Genomic DNA, 19157 nt, shown 5'->3' on the forward strand with positions numbered 1-19157 from the left:
AGGTGACCCGCCACGCCGCCGACGACGGCACCGACCACGGTGCGCTTGTCCTTCCTCGACATCGCGCTGGCATCACTGACCACGGCCACGCCGGCAAGAAGTGCCAGGGCCATCGCCAGACCACGGAAGCTGAGTGCGGAAGTGCTGAGCATGTTGGGTTCTCCTGTGAGGTGCATGCCACGGTGGGCAGGGAGGGCGCTGGGCGCCCCGGCTGCCGTAGGGACCACGCTGGTGCCCGGACATTGCCGGAACATTGCGCGCGATCCCCGTGCGGCTTGCGCATTCATCTAGCGTCAGGCGGCATGAAGCGAGGCTGAAAGCGCTGCGGCCGCTCAGCTGCCAGAAAGGAAAAGGGCCGCAGTACGCGGCCCTTCCCCTGGTCTCCGCCTGCCTGGCTCAGTGGCCCATGGCGCGCTGGGCCTGCTTCACCTGCTCCTGCTGGGCGTCCTGCTGCTGCAGGACATTCGGTGCACCGTGCACCGCACCACTGCTGACGGCCATGCTCTGCTCGCTGGCAGCGCGGGTTTCCACCGCCGCGCGGCAGGCGGCCGGGTCGCCGGCGGTGCCCTGTACGGCAAACATGCGCTCGCCGTTGGTGCTGGGCACCACCGAATCGATGCGCTGCATGCCGCTGGCCTGCGCTTCCTTGGTCAGTGCAGCGGCGGCGGCTTCCAGTGCATGGCGGTCCTTGAAGGTGCCTGCCGGCAGGCCTTCCATGCCCTTCACGGCCTGGTTGTACATCGGATTCTGCGGATGGCGCTCGTCATTGAGCAGCGGGCGCTCGCGCGCGTCCTTGATCGCATCCAGCGTCTTCGGGCCGATGATGCCGTCCACTGCCAGGCCGTTGTCCTTCTGCAGCTGGCGCACGGCAGCCTCGGTGTTGCGACCGAACTTTCCATCTTCGACCAGCGGCTTGCCATCGGCACCCACATACCCCAGGTGGCCCAGATGTTCCTGCGCCCTGCGCACACCTTCGCCGTGCGCACCCTGCTTATGCAGTTCGTTGCTGGTCTGCGGCTTTTCCTGCGCTGCCGGCTTCGGCTCGGCCGCACCCTTGGCCTGCGCCTGCTCGTGCGTCTGGCTGCGGTTTTCCAGCAGGTCGCGTGCCTGGTGCAGCGGATCGGAGGCGAACAGCTTCCAGTTCGGGTGGTCCTTCACCTGCTTGAGGTAATCCTCCACCGGCATCGTGTGCACACCCAGCTTGCCGGTGGACTGGCTGATCAGCAGCTTGTCGGTGTTCGGGTCACGCACCACCATCACGATGTGGTCGATGCCATTCCAGTGCTCGTGCTTGGTCTTGGCCGTATCCAGGCCGATCACCATGCCTTCCTTCAGCGCACCCGGCTTGAGGATGTCGTCGCGCTTGAGCAGCACGCCCGAGTCCTTGTAGGCCTCGTGCACGATACCGCCGGAGCCGGCGAAGCCCAGCTTGATCTTGTCGGCGTCGGCGAACACCGCGTGGCCGGCCTTCTGGTTGATCTCGTCCTGGGTCTTGTTGAGCATCGTGCCGACCCAGCCGGAGCAGTCGATGTAGCCTTGCTCGACGTTCTTGCCGGTGACGCCCTTGCCGCGGTAGTACTGGCTGGATTCGATGTTGATCGCGTACTTGACGTTGTCGTACTTCACGCCGGCGTTGTAGGCCGCATCCAGCGAAATGCCGGGTGCATCCGGCTTGGCTGCGGCAGCCGTGGCGGTGGCGGCGATGGTCGCGGCACCGGCGGCAACAGCTGCCTGCGCGGCCGGGGTCACGGTCTGCGTCGGTGCGGCCTGCACCGGTGCCGGACGTGCCTGGGCCTCGGTGATCGGTGCGATGTTCTTTTCCGGGATGCTGATCGCGTCGTACTTGCGGTCGTAGTACTGGGCGAAGGTGCTGGCCAGGTCACGGTCATTCATCGTGCGCATCTCGGTGCGCGTATGCCCGGTCAGCGCTTCCACGTCACCGCCGATCTGGCCCATGATGCGCGGGCGCATGTCGATCGGATCGCCGTGGCCATCACGCACCAGGCCGAACGTGCCGGTGGCGATCGCGGTCTGGATCGAACCGTAGCCTGCCGCACCCTGCTGGTGTGCCAGATACAGGTCCAGGCCGCTCGGCTTGTCATCACCGGACAGGTACGGGTGGCCGGTGCGGTCATGGCGCTTTTCCATGTCCACCAGGTTGCGCTTGAACATCTCCGCTGCCGCTTCGGTGTTGCGGGTCGGGTCGTACTCGTGGCCGGTCAGGCCGTACTGCTTGGCCGACGACGGCAGGAACTGGAACAGGCCCTTGGCATCGGTCTTGTCGTTGTGCGCGCGCTCGTTGAAGCGGCCACCGGTCTCGATGTGGGCAAAGCGCAGGAAGTCCTCGCTGGCGATGCCCTTGCGCTGTGCAACCTGCTCGATGATGTCGAGAACTTCCTTTTTGCTGTAGTCACGTTGTGCCATGACACTTCCTCTGGGGTTGATGGTGCGGCCTTTGCCGCGATACGCCAACCGGACTCATCCGTGAGTCTTCAACATGTCGGTCAACAGGTGCTGCGGGGTGTTGCGTCTTACTTTTCGACGTAGGCCTTGCGGGCGGCGTCGTAGTGGTACTGGCGTGCATCGGCCGCACCCAGCGCACGGGTCTGGCCCGGGCCGGAAATGGTGGTGCCGGTGGCGGTGACACTGATGGTGGGCAGGTCGCTGCCGGCGACGGCGTTGAAGGCCAGAACGCCCTGGTTGCTGACGCACGGCATCACCTGGCCGTCGTCGCAGGCGGCCGAATTGTCTTCGCCGGTGATCACCGTGCCCAGGCTTGCCCAGACCTGGCCGTCTTCGGATTTCTCGTAGTCCGGGTTGAACACCAGCACGGCGTAGCTTTCGATGCTGGTGCCGGTGGCGAAGGTGCTGGTCGGCACCGCCAGTACCAGCTTGCCGGCCGGGGTGCGGTACTCCAGCGGCTTGCGCTTGCTGTCGATGTCCGGCGCGGTGCCGTAGGCGCCGACGGTGCCGATCCACGGTTCGGCACCCTTGAACACCCACGGCCGATCCGGTTTGTCGCCGGTCAGGGTGAAGGTGGCCTCGGTGAGCGTGACCTGGCTGTCCGGACCGACATCGTCTTCGCCGGGCTTGCCGTACTTCTGCGGCGTGTTCCAGGCAAAGCCGGTGTAATAGCGGGTGCCGGCCACTTCGAAGGCATGGCCGAACCAGAAGGTGGCGACACTGCCATTGGCTACTTCATACGAAACGGCGCCATCGCCGTCGACGTCGTAGATGAAATACAGCACGCTGCCGGCATCGGGGGGCGTGGCGGTGGCCGTGGTGGCGGGTGTGGCGGAGCTCTGCATCGGGGCAACATCCTGTCGTGGCGCGGTGGCGCCCTGTGGTGACGCGGTCGAAGTCGAGGGGGTGCAGGCGCTGGCAAGCAACGCAACGAGCAGGCCGGCGAACGTCGCACACAGACGTGGGCGGACACGGGCCAAGCGGGATTCCGGAAGGATCTTCATGCACCTCTCCATGGTTTGCGGGCGTCGGGCAGGAAGGCCAACGCAGAACACGCCCCACCCTCAGTGAGGGGGAACGTCGTGATGAGCCGGTCGATTCCTTCGACCTCGCATAGGAAAACCCATCAGGGCCGATGATGGCACAGATGCGACGATGATCACAGGGGGGGCAGGGGGAGGCTCCCCCAAAGAGCTGTGAACGGTGTCTCAGATCCTGCCGTCGCGCAGGTAGTCGAACAGTTCCGCGTCGCCCTTCAGGCCCAGCTTGAGCATGGCATCGCCCTTCTGACGGCTGATGGTGCTGACGCTCTTGTGCAGCTGCAGCGAGATTTCCTTCACCGTCATGCCGGTGCCGAGCAGGCGCAGCACCTCCACTTCGCGCGGTGACAACGGCTTGCCATCGCCCTCGCGCATGCGCCAGCTGCCGGCTTCCTCCACCCGCTCGCGCAGGCTGCGGCTGATGTAGGACTGGCCGCGATAGACCGCCTGGATCGCCTGCGGCAGTTCATCCATCGACGAACTCTTGTCGACCAGGCCGAGCACGCCGCTGTCGAGCACCATGCGCAGGATCGCCAGGTTGTTGGAGACGCTGAGCATGAGCACCGGCAGGTCGGGATGGCGGCGGCGAATCATGCCGATCATGGCGAAGCCATCGGCCTGCGGGCTGCCGGGCATCGAATAGTCGGTGACCAGCAGGTCGCAGGGCTGGGTGGTCAACAGGGTCATCAGCGCCTGGGCGTTGTCGGCCTCGCCAACGACTCTGCCAACGCCGCTGGACTCGATGACGGCGCGGGTACCGATACGGACCACGGGGTGATCGTCTGCGATGATGATGCGCAAGGTCATGCTCTAGTATGGCCACCGGCACGCCGGACCGCGACTATCGCGGTCCTTGGCAGGACTTCCAGGAGATCGTTGCAGATGCGCAGCTGGGCGGCTCGTGGACTGATCCTGTTGACGACCCTGCTGGCGCTGCCGGCGCTGGCCCAGTCCGCGCCGGGACCGTTGCCGCTCAGTCCCCTGCAGCGCGAATACCTGGCCGCACATCCTGTTGTCGTTGTTGGACAGTATGACAGCGGCTGGCCCCCTTTTGAGTCGATCCAGGACGGGAAGCAGGTGGGCCTCGGCCCGGACTACCTGACGCTTTCGGCCCGTCAGCTTGGACTGAAGGTGGAGACGCGTCGCTTTGCAGACTGGCCCTCGGTGCTGGATGCGGCATGTCGCGGCGAGATCGACGTGGTAATGAACATCGCGCTCAGCGCCGAGCGCACCCGTTGCATGGTCTACACCGCCGCCTATGCCGAAGCACCGCTGGCCATGGTCGGGCGTCCCCAGGACCTGCGTGCTTCGGAGGCCCCCGATCTGGATGGCCTGCGCGTTGTGGTCGAGCAGGACTTCATGACCGGGCCGCAGGTGCGTGCGCGATTCCCAAGAGCACGACAACTTGTCGCAGACAACACGCTGACCGCCTTGAATATGGTCAGAGACGACAAAGCCGACATTTTCATCGGTAATGCCTACGTGGCAACGGAACTGATCGCCGCCGCCAGGTTGAAGGGTGTGGTGTTGCTGCGGCCCAGCGATCTGCCCCCGGAGCAGTTGCATTTCGGTGTGCCCAACAGCAAGCAACCGTTGTCCGAGGCACTGGATCTGGCGCTTGCCGCTGTCAGCGAAGCACAGCGCGACGCCCTTGCGCAGCGCTGGCTGCCGCCTCCGCAATGGTCGGCATCGGCGCAGCTGGCGTTGAGCCAGGCCGAGAAACGCGTGCTGCAGCAGCCGTTGAAGATCGGCTTTGCGCCCAACGCCGCACCGCTGTCGTTCGCCGACAGGCATGGCAAGCCCAGTGGCCTGACCAATGAATACCTGCAGCGCCTGCTGCAGGCCGGCGCCAACCTGCAGGTTGAAAACAGCCATGACTGGTACGAGGTGCGCGAGAAGGCGCGTCGCGGGGAACTGCAGGCGGTGATCGGCATTCCTTCCGATTCGCGGTATCTGGGGCCGGAATGGGTGTTCAGCCAGCCCTTCATCACCGTGCCCAACGTGATCGTCACCCGCACGGATAGTCCGTCGATGCTGGGCTTGTCGGACCTGGACGGCAAACGCGTGCTGCTGTCCGATCCCGAGCGCATCCGTGGCTACGTGCAGCAGCAGGCGCCGTCGGTGAAGATCGTCGCCGCGCGCAGCGCCGAGCAGGCCCTGCAACGTCTTGCTGATGGCGAGGCCGATGCCTACGTGGGCAACCTGGCGCTGGTCGACCAGCTGCTGCGCAACCGCTTTCCGGGGCACCTGCAACTGGCCGCGCCAGCCGGGTTCAACGACCAGCTGGTGCTGGCGGTGGAACGTCGTCATGCGGCATTGGCCACCACCTTCGACCGCCTGCTGCTGCAGATGGGGCCACGCCAGCGCGAGGCCCTGCGTGGCGATTGGCTGTCGGTGGAATACCGCGATGGGGTGGACTGGCGCACCCTCCTGCGCTGGGGCCTTCCGCTGCTGCTGGTGCTGGCCACTGCGGTGGCGGTGCACGGGCTGGGGCACTGGCGGTTGCGCCGCGAGGTAGCTGGCCGCCGCGAGCTGGAGCAGCGCCTGGCCGAGGTGACCGACAACCTGCCTGCCATCGTCTACCAGGCCCGCCGCGAAGCGGACGGCACCTTGAGCTTCCCCTTCATCGCCGGCGATGTGCAGTCGATGTTCGGCATCAGCCGCCAGCAGGCGGAGACGGATGGGCAGGCTCTGCTGGCATGCATCGATGCCGAGGATCGCGAAAAGGTGTTGCGCGCGATGGAACTGGCGGCGCGCAATTTCGCACCGCTTTCCTTCGAGTTCCAAGTCCATCGTGAAGGAAGCGCACCCTGCTGGGTGCGCAGCCAGGCGCACCCGTATTCCACCGAAGCGGGCGCGGTGACCTGGAGCGGTTACTGGGTCGACGTGAGCCAGGCGCGCGCGCAGGCCGACGCGCTTGCCGCGGCGATGGTCGAAGCCGAACAGGCAGCGGCAGCGAAGTCGCGCTTCCTGGCCACCATGAGCCATGAAATCCGCACGCCGATGAGTGGTGTGCTGGGCATGCTGGAAGTGCTGGCGCATTCGCCGCTGGACGCCGAACAGCAACGCATCCTCGGCGTGATCGAAGACTCGGCGCAGATGCTGCGGCAGATCCTGGACGACATCCTCGACTATTCGCGGATGGAAGCGGGCGCGCTGCGCCTGGAGCCGGTACCGCTGCCGGTGCGGCCCCTGCTGGAAGGGGTCCATCGATTGTTGTTGCCGCAGGCCACGGCGCGCGGCGTGGACCTGCAGCTGGACATCGACGAACAGCTGGCCCAGGCCCATGAAGTGGATGGCGTGCGTTTTCGACAGATCGTGTTCAACCTGCTCAGCAATGCCATCAAGTTCACCGTGAAGGGCTCGGTGCGGCTGCAGCTGGAGGTGCTGGGGCCCACTGCGGAGGATGGCAGCCAGCCGCTGCGCCTGAGCGTCACCGATACCGGCATAGGCATTGCGCCGGAGCAGTTGCCGACCCTGTTCGAACCCTTCACCCAGGCCGGTGCGTACATCCAGCGCGACCATGGGGGCACCGGGCTGGGCCTGAGCATCTGCCGGCGCCTGGTGCAGAAGATGGACGGCGAACTGAAGCTGGAAAGCACGCTGGGCGAAGGAACGCGGGTCGAGGTGCTGCTGTCGCTGGTGGAGGCGCGCAGCGAGGACGTGTTGGCGCTGCAGGCCGAGCATCAGCAGATCGCGCTGCTGCCCCCTGGTCTGCGCCAGGCACGGGTGATGGTCATTGAAGACCATCCCACCAACCAGGCGATGATGGCCTGGCGACTGCAGCAGCTGGGCGTGCCGCATGTGCTGGTCGACGACGGGCAGCAGGCACTGGACCGGCTGGCGGAGGAGTCGGAATCCTTCGATCTGGTCATCACCGATTGCCGCATGCCGGTGCTGGATGGATTCGGCTTCACCCGCCTGCTGCGCGAGCGCGAGGGGCGCAACGGCCAGCCGCGGATGCCGGTGCTGGCGCTGACCGCCAGCGTGCTTGACGACGACGCACGCCGCTGCCGCGAAGCCGGCATGGATGACGTGCTGGCCAAGCCGTTGTCGTTGGCGACGCTGCGACAGGCGCTGCTGCGCTGGCTGCCGCGCGCCGACGGTGCGGAGGATGACCAGACCGCAGTGGACAGCGACGATGAACCCGATGGGGACGAGGGCCTGCCTGATCTGGCGACCCTGCAGCGGCGCTTCGGTTCGCGCGAGATCGCCCAGCAACTGCGAGACAGCCTGCTGAAGGCCAGTGACGATGACATCGTGGCCCTGCAACGCGCGCTGCAGGAAGGCGACCGGGTGACGGCCGCGCTGCACCTGCATCGGCAGGCGGGCGCGCTGGGCGCGGTGGGTGCACGTGGCCTGGCTGATCGCGCGAACGCGCTGGTGGAACGGTTGCAGGCCGCAGGCGATGCAGAGATCGCAGCGGCGATTGCTGATGCCGGACAGTTCGTGGCGCATCTGCAGCACCTGCTGCAGCGCCTGGCTCACTGAGCCGCGTGCTCCTGCAGGTAGGCGATCACCAGCGCGCGACGCTCCGCGCTCGGGAAGGCGTTGTACATGCGGGTGCCGGGCACGAGATGGGTGGGTGACTGCAGGAACGTATCCAGCGTCTGCGCGCTCCACACGACGTCGGCGCGGCGCATGGCCTGCGAGTATCCGTAGTCGGGCAGGCTGCCCGCACGACGGCCGATCACCCCATGCAGGTTGGGTCCGTAGCGGTGGATGCCACCTGCCTTGACGGTGTGGCAGCCGGCACACAGTTCGAACGCTTGCTGCATCGCCTGCTGGCGTGCCTGTTCCGGCGTGCTGGGCGCAGCCGGTTGGCGCTGGCACGCGCTGGCGGCCAGGGTCATGGCAACAACAAGAAGCAGATGAAAGGCGCGCATGGCGGGCAGGATAACGGGCGCACGCAACGTGGGGCTGCGACCGGCAGTCGCAGCCCCAACACCGGTCACATGCCGGAGTAGTTCGGTCCGCCGCCGCCCTGCGGGGTCACCCAGACGATGTTCTGGGTCGGGTCCTTGATGTCGCAGGTCTTGCAGTGCACGCAGTTCTGCGCGTTGATCTGCAGCCGCGCATCGTTGCCGTCGCCGACGAACTCGTACACGCCCGCCGGGCAGTAGCGTGCTTCCGGACCAGCGTACTCGGCCAGGTTCACCTTCACCGGGATGCTCGCATCCTTCAATGTCAGGTGGCTGGGCTGGTTCTCGTCGTGGTTGGTGCTGCTGAGGAACACCGAGCTGAGGCGGTCGAAGGTCAGCACGCCATCGGGCTTGGGATAGGCAATGCGCGTGTGCTTCGATGCCGGCTCCAGGCAGGCATGGTCCGGAATGCTATGGCGCAGGGTCCACGGCGGATTGCGCACGCCCAGCTTCGGCAGCAGCCACTGCTCGATGCCGGTCATCAGCGTGGCCACGGTCTGGCCCTTCTTGAACCACTGCTTGAAGTTCTTCGACAGCTTCAGTTCGTCGTGCAGCCAGCTGGTTTCAAAGGCGGCCGGGTAGGCGCTGAGTTCGTCGTGCTGGCGATCGGCCACCAGCGCGTCGAAGGCGGCATCGGCGCACAGCATGCCGGTCTTGATCGCCGCGTGGCTGCCCTTGATGCGGCTGACGTTGAGGTAGCCGGCCTCGCAGCCGACCAGTGCACCGCCGGGGAACACGGTCTTCGGCAGCGACATCAGGCCACCGGCGGTGATCGCACGCGCGCCGTAGCCGATGCGGGTGCCACCTTCCAGATGCTTGCGGATCGACGGATGGGTCTTGAAGCGCTGGAATTCCTCGAACGGGCTCAGCCACGGATTCCTGTAGTCCAGGCCGACCACGTAGCCGATGGCGACCTTGCCGCCGTCGGCGTGGTACAGGAACGCACCGCCGTAGGTATCAGTGTCCAGCGGCCAGCCGGCGGCGTGCACCACCAGGCCCGGCTCATGCTTGGCCGGGTCGATCTGCCACAATTCCTTGATGCCGATGCCGTAGGCCTGCGGATCCTTGCCTTCGTCCAGCTTGAAACGGCTGATCAGCTGGCGGCCGAGGTGGCCGCGCGCGCCTTCGGCGAACACCGTGTACTTCGCCTGCAGCGCCATGCCGCGTTCGAAGGCCGGGCCGATGCTGCCGTCCTTTTCGATGCCCATGTCGCCGGTGGCGACGCCGATCACCGCGCCGTCGTCGCCGTACAGCACTTCGGCGGCGGCAAAGCCCGGGAAGATCGCCACTTCCAGCGCTTCGGCCTGCTGCGCCAGCCAGCGGGTGACCTCGCCCAGGCTGATGATGTAGTTGCCTTCGTTGTGGAAGCACTCGGGCAGCAGCGCGTGCGGGGTGGTGCGCGCGCCGGTCTCGCTGAGGAACAGGAACTCGTCGCGGGTGACCTTCTGCTTCAGCGGTGCGCCGCGCTCGGCCCAGTCCGGGAACAGTTCGGTCAGCGCCCGCGGGTCCATCACCGCGCCGGACAGCACGTGCGCGCCGGGCTCGGAACCCTTCTCCAGCACACAGACCGACAGTTCACGACCGGCTTCGATCGCGCGTTGGCGCAGCCGGATCGCGGTGGCCAGGCCGGCTGGGCCGGCACCGACGATGACCACGTCGAATTCCATGACTTCACGCGGGGGCAGGGCGTTGGCTTCAGCACTCATCGATTGCATGACTCGTGGGTAGTGCCGGCATCGGGGCCACCGGCGGTTGCCTGGGAATCGCGCGTGCAGCCACGGGCGAAACGGTTGTTTGAATGTTGTCAGGGTACCGGGCTGCGCGTGATCGAGCTAGATCGCCGATGTTCACACCGCGATTGCTGCAATGCAGCGTAATGCCGCCGCCCTCGCGCTCTGGTAGCCGCCAACCTTGGCTGGCGTCCACTGAAACCCCAGCGCCGACCAAGGTCGGCCTCTACCGGCACACCAAACCCACCCGGATGACCGACAATGGCCGGGTCCCGACTGCGTGTGAGTGCCATGGCTTTGGATCCGTACGACCTGTTCGATGTCCGTTCCCTGCTCAGCGAGGAAGAGCGCGCGGTACAGGAGAGCGTGGCCCGCTTCACCAACGAGCGCGTGCTGCCGATCATCGGCGATGCCTTCGACCAGGCGCGGTTCCCGTCGGAGCTGGTGCCGGAGATCGCTTCGCTGGGTCTGCTCGGCGCGACGCTGCCGGCCGAGTACGGCGGCGGCGACCTTGGCGCGGTCAGTTACGGGCTGATCTGCCAGGAGCTGGAGCGCGGTGATTCGGGCCTGCGCAGCTTCGTGTCGGTGCAGAGCTCGCTGTGCATGTATCCCATCTACGCGTACGGCAGTGAAGAACAGCGCCGGCAGTGGTTGCCGGCGATGGCGCGCGGCGAACTGATCGGCTGCTTCGGCCTGACCGAGGCGCACGGCGGGTCCGACCCGGCCAGCATGAAGACCCGCGCGGTGCGCGATGGCAGCGACTGGCGCATCAGCGGCAGCAAGATGTGGATCACCAGCGGCCCGGTGGCCGACCTGGCCATCATCTGGGCGCAGACCGAAGACGGCATCCAGGGCTTCGTGCTGGAGAAGGGCATGCCCGGCTTCACCACGCAGGAAATCAAGCACAAGATGAGCCTGCGCGCGTCGCTGACCGGCGCGCTGTTCTTCGACGACGTGCGCGTGCCTGACAGCCACCGCCTGCCAAACGTGAAGGGGCTGAAGGGGCCGCTGGGCTGCCTGACCCAGGCGCGCTTCGGCATCAGCTGGGGCCCGATCGGTTCGGCCATCGCCTGCCTGGACGAAGCGCTGGGTTATGCCAAGGAGCGCGTGCTGTTCGGCCGTCCGTTGGCGGCCACGCAGAGCGCGCAGATCAAGCTGGCCGACATGGCCCGGCGCATCACCATGGCGCAGTTGCTGGCGCTGCAGCTGGGCCGACTGAAAGAGGCCGGGCAGGTGCAGCCGCAGCAGGTCAGCCTGGCCAAGTGGAACAACTGCCGCATGGCGATCGACATCGCCCGCGAGTGTCGCGATCTGCTGGGTGGCGCCGGCATCACCACCGAGCACGTGGCGATCCGCCATGCGCTGAACCTGGAATCGGTGATCACCTATGAAGGCACCGAGACCGTGCACCAGCTGGTGATCGGGCGTGAGCTGACCGGCATCAACGCGTTCTGACAGCTATCCACGCACGGCGTGGATCTACCCGGGCGAATGTAGATGCCAACCTTGGTTGGCATGGCGGGCGCACGCAACCACCTTCCACGCAAGGTGTGGATCCTATTCCGCAGCCCCGTATGCGGTCATGCCTGGCAATGACGCCTGTACCGCGTTTTCGATGATGGTGGCCAATTGCCGTACCGCAGCAGGCGGTCGGGCCTGGCTGCGGCAAAGCAGGAGATTGATGGCGGGAAGCGCGGGCAGGTCATGGCGTACCTGCAGGCCGGCCGGCAGGCCTGCTGCGGTACGCACCGTTACGCCCAGCCCTGCAGCGACCGCTGCCCAGATTGCTGCCATGCTGCTGCTGGCGAACGCTTCACGCCACGCGAGCCCGGCGTGGTCCAGTGCTGCACAGGCCTGTTGGCGCATCAGGCAGGGCGCTTCCAGTACGGCCAGGGGCAGCGGACCGGTGGACGCGGTATCGGCACCGGCGCTGCCGATCCACAGTTGGGGCAGGCGCCCCAGCGGCTGGGCATGCGGCCATCCGCTGTCATCGTCCCAGACCAGTGCGAGGTCCAAGGCATCGTGGGCCAGCGCATCGAGCAGGGTGGCATTGCGGCCCACCCGTGCATCGATACGCACCTGGGGGTGGTCGCGGGCAAACCGGGCGAGGATGGTCGGCAGCAGCGACGCACCGAAATCCTCAGCCAGGCCCACCCGCACGACGCCCTGCAGGGCGCGCCCGCGCACAGCGGCAACCGCTTCGTCGTTCAGTTCCAGCAGGCGTCGCGCATAGCCCAGCAGGGCTTCACCGCGAGCCGTTGGCACCAACCTGCGGCCGGTACGCCGCAACAGGGGTTCGCCCACCTGTTCCTGCAGCCGCTTCACCTGCGCGCTGATGGCAGATGTGGACAGATGGAGCTGTTGGGCTGCCAGCGCGAAACTGCCCAACTCCACACCGGTGACGAAGCTGCGCAGTACGTCCAGATCAAAGTGCAGGCGGGTCATGGCAGGAGTGTCCATCAAACAAGGATCAATGGTCAAAATAATTCTGATTTTCGGGATCGGGGGGTCTTGCTACGGTGCTGCTGGTTCCTTCCAAGGCCCTTCAGACCATGCAACGTTGCGATTCCATGGCGCCCGTGCGCCCGTTGGCGACCACTGTTCCCAAGCTGGTTGAACTGACCGAACAGGTGCTGTTCGGCGATGTCTGGCAGCGGCCAGGCCTCTCCCCCCGTGACCGCAGCCTGGTCACCGTTGCTGCGTTGCTGGCGTTGTACCGGCCGGCCCAGCTGCCCGGCCATCTGCGGCGTGCATTGGACAACGGCGTGCAACGTGAGGAGCTGGGGGAACTGATCACCCATCTGGCGTTCTACGCAGGCTGGCCTGCAGCGGTATCGGCCGCCGATGCACTGGCCGCCATCGCTCCTTCTCCCTGAGGAATTCAGTCATGCCCTACGCCCGTATCAGCCTGCACCAGGGCCACTCTGCCCAGTGGCTGGCCGCGTTTTCCCGCAGCCTGCAGCAGTCCCTCGAAGAAGCGTTCGACGTGCCATCGCACGACTGCTTCCAGGTGTTCCATCAATGCGCCCCCGGAGAACTGGTCTACGACCCGGAATATTTCGGCGGGCCACGCAGCGAAGGCTTCGTGCTGATCCACATTACGGCGGGCCGCGTACGCACCACCGAACGCAAGCAGGCGTTCTATGCGCGGTTGGTGGAGCGGCTGGCGGCCAGTCCGGGCGTGCGACCCGAAGACGTCATGATCATCATCAGCACCACGGCGGAGGAGGACTGGTCCTTCTCGATGGGTCGGGCCCAGATGCTGGAGCGCCGTTGACGATGGAGCGGCGCCACAGCAGGAGCATCCACGCGTGGCGTGGATCTACTGGCCGCCGGCAAACCCGTGCTGTCGCCACGCTTCGTACATCACCACCGCAACGGTGTTTGACAGGTTGAGGCTGCGGTTGTCCGGCCGCATCGGCAGGCGCAGGCGGCGACCATCGGGCAGGGCGTCAAGCACGTCCTGCGGCAGGCCACGACTTTCCGGGCCGAACAGGAAGGCATCACCGTCTTCGAACGCCACGCTGTCATAGCGGACGCTGGCACGCGTACTCAGGGCGAACAACCGCTTCGGTGCGATCCGTGCCAGCGCAGTGTCCAGGTCTGGATGCACCTGCAGGCGCGAGTACTCGTGGTAGTCCAGGCCGGCGCGCTTGAGCTGCTTGTCTTCCAGTGCGAAGCCGAGCGGCTCGACCAGGTGCAGCTGCGCGCCGGTGTTGGCGCAGAGCCGGATCACATTGCCCGTGTTGGGCGGGATTTCCGGTTGGAACAGGATCACGTGGAACAGGGGCGCGGCATTCATCGGCGCAGTGTACCTGCGACGGCCGCCGCCTTTACGACGCACGCCCTGCGATGGGCAGGGCGGACGTCGCTTACGGGCGCAGCAGGACCTGGGCGGTTTCGGCAGCGAAGGCCTGCAGCTGGGCGGCGCTCGGACGCACCTGCAGGGCCGGCAGGTTGACGATCACCTGGTTGGCGACGCTGGTGGCGGCGGCGGCCAGGGTGGCGGCGTAGCGCTGGGCCTCGTGCTCGGCAGCCAGGGCGACACGCTGCTCCAGGCTCGGGCGCACTTCAACCGAGGCCAGGGTGGTGATCGGCAGCGCGGCGGCGACCGGGGTGGCGATGAAGCCGTCGCGCTCGGCCAGCTGGTCGCTGCTCGGGCGCACTTCAACGGTGGCCAGGGTGCGGATGCCGCTGGCCTGTTCCCAGGCCTGCTGGACCAGCTGGTCGGCGGCCGGGCGGACCTGCACGGTGGACAGGGTCTTGATGGATTCGGAGGCCTGCACCGACGAAACAACCGCGGTGCCGGCGATCAGGGCGATGGCGATGGCAATGGTCTTGGCGTTCATGACGGGGCCTGTTTAGTGTTGGTGAGCGGTGGTGTGGTAGTAAGGTAGAACACCAGTTCTGGGGATGCAAGCGGAATTTTCAATTTCCTGCTTTTGTTCAGCCTTCAGTCAGCTTTTGTCTGAGGCCCTTGCTGGCGCAGGAAGTACAAAGCAATCCCCGTGCCAACTTTTAATCATTGATTCATAAGGGTTTTATGGCGTATGAAAAGTGTCCGCTGGGCGGACACCTGTCCATTCGGGGTGCCGCGGACACTGTCCGGACGTGAATCACCGCCGTTCGTGACCCCGAAAAGCCGATCGCGATGGCCGATGTGGCCAATCACCCCCAGTGACTGGTGGCCGATACCGGTGGCCGCACGCCCGCGCTAGGATCGGGATTCACCTATGTGACCAAGGACCCGGATATGTCGCTCACCCTGCGCCCGCGCGCCGCGCTGCTCGCTGTTGCTCTCAGTACTGCTCTCGGCACGCTCGCGCCGACCTACGCGCTGGCGGCCAAGCCGGCCGCGACCAGCAAGGTCGATATCCCGTTCGAGCAGTTCACCCTGCCCAACGGCCTGCGGGTGGTGGTGCATACCGATCGCAAGGCACCGATCGTTGCGGTCAACATCTGGTACCACGTCGGCAGCAAGGACGAGCCCGCCGGCCGTACCGGCTTCGCGCATCTGTTTGAACACCTGATGTTCCAGAGCAGCGAGAACCACGACGGCGAGTACTTCGAGCCCTTCAAGCAGGTGGGCGCCACCGGCCAGAACGGCACCACCAACACCGACCGCACCAATTACTTCGAGAACGTGCCGACCACCGCGCTGGACATGGCGCTGTGGATGGAGTCGGACCGCATGGGCCATCTGGTTGGTGCGATCGACCAGGCCGCGCTCGACGAGCAGCGTGGCGTGGTGCAGAACGAGAAGCGCCAGGGCGAGAACCAGCCCTATGGCCAGGTGTGGGAACAGCTCAACCGCGCGCTGTACCCGGTGGGCCACCCGTACCACCACAGCGTGATCGGCTCGATGAACGATCTCAACGCCGCCTCGCTGGATGACGTCAAGACCTGGTTCCGCACCTGGTATGGCCCGAACAACGCAGTGCTGGTGCTGGCCGGTGACATCGATCTGGCCACGGCAAAGGAAAAGGCCGCCAAGTATTTCGGCAGCATCCCGGCCGGCCCGACGATGGCGCAGCCGAAGGTGGACGTTGCCAAGCGCCCGGCCGACACCCGCGAGGTGATGACCGACAAGGTGCCGCAGGCGCGCATCTACCGCGCCTGGAACGTGGCCCAGGTTGGCACCACCGACGTCGACCAGCTGCAGCTGCTGGCCTATGTGCTCGGCGGCGCCAAGTCTTCGCGCCTGAGCCAGCGCCTGCAGCACCAGGACAAGCTGGTGGACAACATCAGCGCCGGCGCCTACGCCTCGCAGCTGGGTTCCAACTTCATGGTGATGGCCACGGTGAAGCAGGGCCAGGATCCGGCCAAGGTCGAAAAGATCATCGATGAGGAAATCGAACGCCTGCTCAAGGATGGCCCGACTGCCGAAGAACTGGCACGCGCCAAGACCGGCTCCCGTGCCGGTTTCATCCGCGGTATCGAGCGCATCGGCGGCTTCGGCGGCAAGGCCGACGCGCTGGCCGAATGCACGGTGTACACCGGTGACCCGGGCTGCTTCCGCACCTCGCTGGCCAACATCGACAAGGCCACCGCTGCCGACCTCAAGCGCCTGGGCGCGCAGTGGCTGGACAAGGGCAGCCACACCCTGGTGGTCGAGCCGGGTGAACGCGTTGCGCTGAAGGAAGATCCCTCGCAGGCGCCGAAGCCGTTCAACGTGCCGGCGGTGGACAGCAAGTACAGCACCCTGCCCGAGCAGGTGGACCGCAAGGCCGGCGTGCCGCAGACCCGCGAGTTCCCGCAGCTGAAGTTCCCGGCACTGCAGCGCGCCACGCTGAAGAACGGCACCCAGGTGGTGCTGGCCGAGCGCCATGAAATTCCGGTGGTGCAGTTCAGCTACCAGTTCCCGGGCGGCTTCACCGCTGACCAGGGCCGCAAGCCGGGCACCGCCAACTTCACCATGAGCCTGATGACCGAAGGCGCCGGCAAGCTGGGTTCGCTGGCCTTCGCCGATGCAGCCGATGCGCTGGGTGCGGACCTCGATGCTTCCGCCGGCCTGGATTCGGTGGACGTGGAACTGTCCGCGCTGAAGGAGAACCTGGTGCCGTCGCTGGCGCTGTATGCCAGCCTGCTGCGCGAGCCGCGCTTCGAGCAGAGCGAGATCGACCGGGTCAAGGCGACCTGGATCGCCGGCATCCAGCAGGAGAAGGTCAACCCGGGTGCGGTAGCGATGCGCGTGCTGCCGCCGCTGCTGTACGGCAAGGGCCACCCCTACGCGATTCCGTTCACCGGCAGCGGTGACGAAGCGGCGATCAGCAGCCTGGGCCGCGAGGATCTGGTCGACTTCCACCGCGACTGGCTGCGTCCTCAGGACGGCACCCTGATCGTGGTCGGCGATACCACCCTGGCCGAGATCGTGCCGCTGCTGGACAAGCAGCTGGGCGACTGGAAGGCCACCGGTGATGCGCCGACGATCAAGGCCACCACCGCCGTGGCGCTGCCGAAGAGCCCGCGCGTGTTCCTGATCGACCAGCCGGGCGCGGTGCAGGCCAACCTGTTCGCCGGCCAGGTCGTGCCGCCGTCCAGCGACGCCAGCTCGACCCGCTTCGACATCGCCAACGGTGTGATCGGTGGCGACTTCACCTCGCGCCTGAACATGAACCTGCGCGAGGACAAGCACTGGTCCTACGGCGCCCGCACCAGCGCCAGCAACACCGTGGGCCAGCGCCCGTGGATGGCGATGGCGCCGGTGCAGATCGACAAGACCGGCCCGGCCATGGCGGAAATGCGCAAGGAGATCGCCGAGTTCGCCAACGGCAGCAAGCCGGCGACCGACGCTGAAGTGGCGCGCATCCGCAACATCCAGACCCTGAGCCTGCCCGGTGCCTACGAGACCGCCAGCGCGGTGGCCGCGACCATCGGCACGATCGTGCAGTTCAAGCGTCCGGACGACTACGTGCTGCGCCGCAAGGCCGAGATCGAAGCGATGACCCCGGCACAGGTGCAGCAGGCGGCGGCCGAAATCAAGCCGCAGGCGCTGACCTGGGTGGTGGTGGGTGACCTCAAGCAGACCGAAGCGGCCGTACGCGCCTTGAACCTGGGCGAAGTGACCGTGATCGATGCCGAAGGCAACCCGGTCAAGAAGTAAGGGACAGGCCTGCCCGCTCCGGCGGGCAGGCCTGCTGCGGTAGTGCCGGCCGCTGGCCGGCAACCCCGTGACCCCGCCCCGGCTATCCCTGATTCAGACGGTTCAGGCACACTCCTGTCATTCCCTTCCAGGATCCTGCCCATGCGCGTTCTGCTGCTGTCGTCCCTGTTGCTTACCGTCACCGCCTGCACCTGGGTGCCGATCGAACCGGCCGGCAAGGCGACCCGCGTGCTGCCGGCAGGCCCGGTACCGGCCGGCTGCATCTCCAAGGGGGAAGTGGTGGTGACCGTGAAGAGCAAGGTCGGTTTCTACAACCGCAACCCGCTGCGCGTGCAGGAAGAGCTGGAAACCCTGGCCCGCAATGAAGCCCCGACCACCGGCGCCAACGCCGTGCAGGCCGCTGCGGCCCCGGCCGATGGCAGCCAGCGCTTCGCTGCTTTCCAGTGCCCGCCGCGCTGAATCCTTCACCATACGGCCAAGGCTGAATTCGTAAAGATGCGGTGAAGGCCCGGGGGGTTATAGAATAGCGCCCCCTTTGCCTGAGCCTTGGCGCTAACCTCGATGCTCTTCAAGAATGTCTCGATTGCCGGCCTGGCTCACGTTGATGCGCCGCACACGCTGACGACCAAGGAAATCAACGAACGGCTCCAGCCGACGCTGGATCGCCTTGGTATCCGTACCGATGTCCTCGGTGACATCGCCGGCATCCACGCACGCCGCCTGTGGGACAACGGCGTGCTGGCGTCCGACGCGGCCACCATGGCCGGCCGCAAGGCACTGGAAGACGCAGGCATCGATGCGACGCAGGTGGGCCTGTTGATCAACACCTCGGTCAGCCGTGACTACCTGGAGCCGTCCACCGCGTCCATCGTGTCCGGCAACCTCGGTGTCAGCGACGAATGCATGACCTTCGACGTCGCCAATGCCTGCCTGGCCTTCATCAACGGCATGGACATCGCTGCGCGCATGCTCGAGCGCGGTGAGATCGACTACGCGTTGGTGGTGGATGGCGAAACCGCCAACCTGGTGTACGAAAAGACCCTGGAGCGGATGACCGCGCCGGACGTCACCGCCGACGACTTCCGCAACGAGCTGGCGGCGCTGACCACCGGTTCCGGTGCGGCCGCGATGGTGATGGCCCGTTCGGAGCTGGTGCCTGACGCGCCGCGCTACAAGGGTGGCGTGACCCGTTCGGCCACCGAGTGGAACCAGCTGTGCCTGGGCAACCTGGACCGCATGGTCACCGACACCCGCATGCTGCTGATCGAGGGCATCAAGCTGGCCCAGAAGACCTTCGCCGCCGCCAAGATCGCACTGGGCTGGGCAGTGGAAGAGCTGGACCAGTTCGTCATCCACCAGGTCAGCCAGCCGCACACCGCTGCGTTCATCAAGAATTTCG

General features: G+C 66.3%; 15 protein-coding genes. 7 read left to right on the forward strand and 8 right to left on the reverse strand.

What is annotated here, in order from left to right:
* Positions 1 to 396: 396 nt before the first annotated feature.
* From DBR20_RS17905 to DBR20_RS17915, 3 genes are all read right to left on the reverse strand, one after another.
* A complete protein-coding gene (locus DBR20_RS17905) occupies positions 397 to 2424 on the reverse strand; it encodes a peptidoglycan-binding protein (RefSeq protein WP_108267381.1) in 2028 nt (675 codons plus the stop codon).
* Positions 2425 to 2531: 107 nt separating this feature from the next.
* Positions 2532 to 3467, reverse strand: coding sequence for a hypothetical protein (locus DBR20_RS17910; protein ID WP_176429894.1), 936 nt, complete (start codon positions 3465 to 3467; stop codon positions 2532 to 2534).
* 204 nt (positions 3468 to 3671) lie between these two features.
* On the reverse strand, positions 3672 to 4310 hold the full coding sequence (locus DBR20_RS17915; RefSeq protein WP_025875871.1) for a response regulator transcription factor: 639 nt from the start codon (positions 4308 to 4310) through the stop codon (positions 3672 to 3674).
* A gap of 75 nt (positions 4311 to 4385) precedes the next feature.
* Between DBR20_RS17915 and DBR20_RS17920 the strand changes: the two genes are divergently transcribed.
* Positions 4386 to 7994, forward strand: a complete 3609-nt coding sequence (locus tag DBR20_RS17920; RefSeq protein WP_108267383.1) for a transporter substrate-binding domain-containing protein — start codon at positions 4386 to 4388, stop codon at positions 7992 to 7994.
* On the opposite strand, the gene DBR20_RS17925 is transcribed toward DBR20_RS17920, so the two are convergent.
* Both DBR20_RS17925 and DBR20_RS17930 read right to left on the reverse strand, forming a co-directional pair.
* Positions 7988 to 8389 carry a c-type cytochrome gene (locus tag DBR20_RS17925; RefSeq protein ID WP_108267385.1) on the reverse strand — a complete coding sequence of 134 codons (402 nt, stop codon included), beginning with the start codon at positions 8387 to 8389 and terminating at the stop codon, positions 7988 to 7990. The two genes, DBR20_RS17920 and DBR20_RS17925, sit on opposite strands and share 7 nt — an antisense overlap.
* Before the next feature lie 65 nt (positions 8390 to 8454).
* On the reverse strand, positions 8455 to 10131 hold the full coding sequence (locus DBR20_RS17930; RefSeq protein ID WP_089241594.1) for an electron transfer flavoprotein-ubiquinone oxidoreductase: 1677 nt from the start codon (positions 10129 to 10131) through the stop codon (positions 8455 to 8457).
* Positions 10132 to 10446: 315 nt separating this feature from the next.
* On the opposite strand from DBR20_RS17930, the gene DBR20_RS17935 reads away from it, so the two are divergent.
* Complete coding sequence (locus DBR20_RS17935) at positions 10447 to 11610, forward strand: acyl-CoA dehydrogenase family protein (RefSeq protein WP_108267387.1); 1164 nt, start codon at positions 10447 to 10449, stop codon at positions 11608 to 11610.
* A gap of 102 nt (positions 11611 to 11712) precedes the next feature.
* On the opposite strand, the gene DBR20_RS17940 is transcribed toward DBR20_RS17935, so the two are convergent.
* A complete protein-coding gene (locus DBR20_RS17940; protein WP_108267389.1) occupies positions 11713 to 12600 on the reverse strand; it encodes a LysR substrate-binding domain-containing protein in 888 nt (295 codons plus the stop codon).
* A 125-nt stretch (positions 12601 to 12725) separates the two neighbouring features.
* Here DBR20_RS17940 and DBR20_RS17945 point away from each other — a divergent pair, with 125 nt between their 5' ends.
* Both DBR20_RS17945 and DBR20_RS17950 read left to right on the forward strand, forming a co-directional pair.
* The gene (locus DBR20_RS17945; protein WP_108267391.1) at positions 12726 to 13031 is read left to right on the forward strand and encodes a carboxymuconolactone decarboxylase family protein; all 306 of its coding nucleotides are present in this window, start codon (positions 12726 to 12728) and stop codon (positions 13029 to 13031) included.
* 11 nt (positions 13032 to 13042) lie between these two features.
* Entirely contained in the window at positions 13043 to 13432 is a 390-nt protein-coding gene (locus DBR20_RS17950; protein WP_108267393.1) for a tautomerase family protein, read from the forward strand.
* Between the two features lie 45 nt (positions 13433 to 13477).
* Here the strand turns inward: DBR20_RS17950 and DBR20_RS17955 are convergent, their stop codons facing one another.
* A complete protein-coding gene (locus DBR20_RS17955; RefSeq protein WP_108267395.1) occupies positions 13478 to 13957 on the reverse strand; it encodes a tRNA (cytidine(34)-2'-O)-methyltransferase in 480 nt (159 codons plus the stop codon).
* Between the two features lie 70 nt (positions 13958 to 14027).
* A complete protein-coding gene (locus tag DBR20_RS17960; protein WP_108267397.1) occupies positions 14028 to 14504 on the reverse strand; it encodes a hypothetical protein in 477 nt (158 codons plus the stop codon).
* 404 nt (positions 14505 to 14908) lie between these two features.
* On the opposite strand from DBR20_RS17960, the gene DBR20_RS17965 reads away from it, so the two are divergent.
* From DBR20_RS17965 to DBR20_RS17975, 3 genes are all read left to right on the forward strand, one after another.
* Complete coding sequence (locus DBR20_RS17965; protein WP_100461855.1) at positions 14909 to 17758, forward strand: pitrilysin family protein; 2850 nt, start codon at positions 14909 to 14911, stop codon at positions 17756 to 17758.
* Positions 17759 to 17899: 141 nt separating this feature from the next.
* The gene (locus tag DBR20_RS17970) at positions 17900 to 18217 is read left to right on the forward strand and encodes a DUF4156 domain-containing protein (RefSeq protein ID WP_025875855.1); all 318 of its coding nucleotides are present in this window, start codon (positions 17900 to 17902) and stop codon (positions 18215 to 18217) included.
* A 102-nt stretch (positions 18218 to 18319) separates the two neighbouring features.
* A partial coding sequence (locus DBR20_RS17975; protein ID WP_108267399.1) for a 3-oxoacyl-ACP synthase III occupies positions 18320 to 19157 on the forward strand: 838 nt, incomplete at its 3' end.

The organism is Stenotrophomonas sp. HMWF023, assembly GCF_003060985.1.
Taxonomy (GTDB): Bacteria; Pseudomonadota; Gammaproteobacteria; order Xanthomonadales; family Xanthomonadaceae; genus Stenotrophomonas; species Stenotrophomonas lactitubi.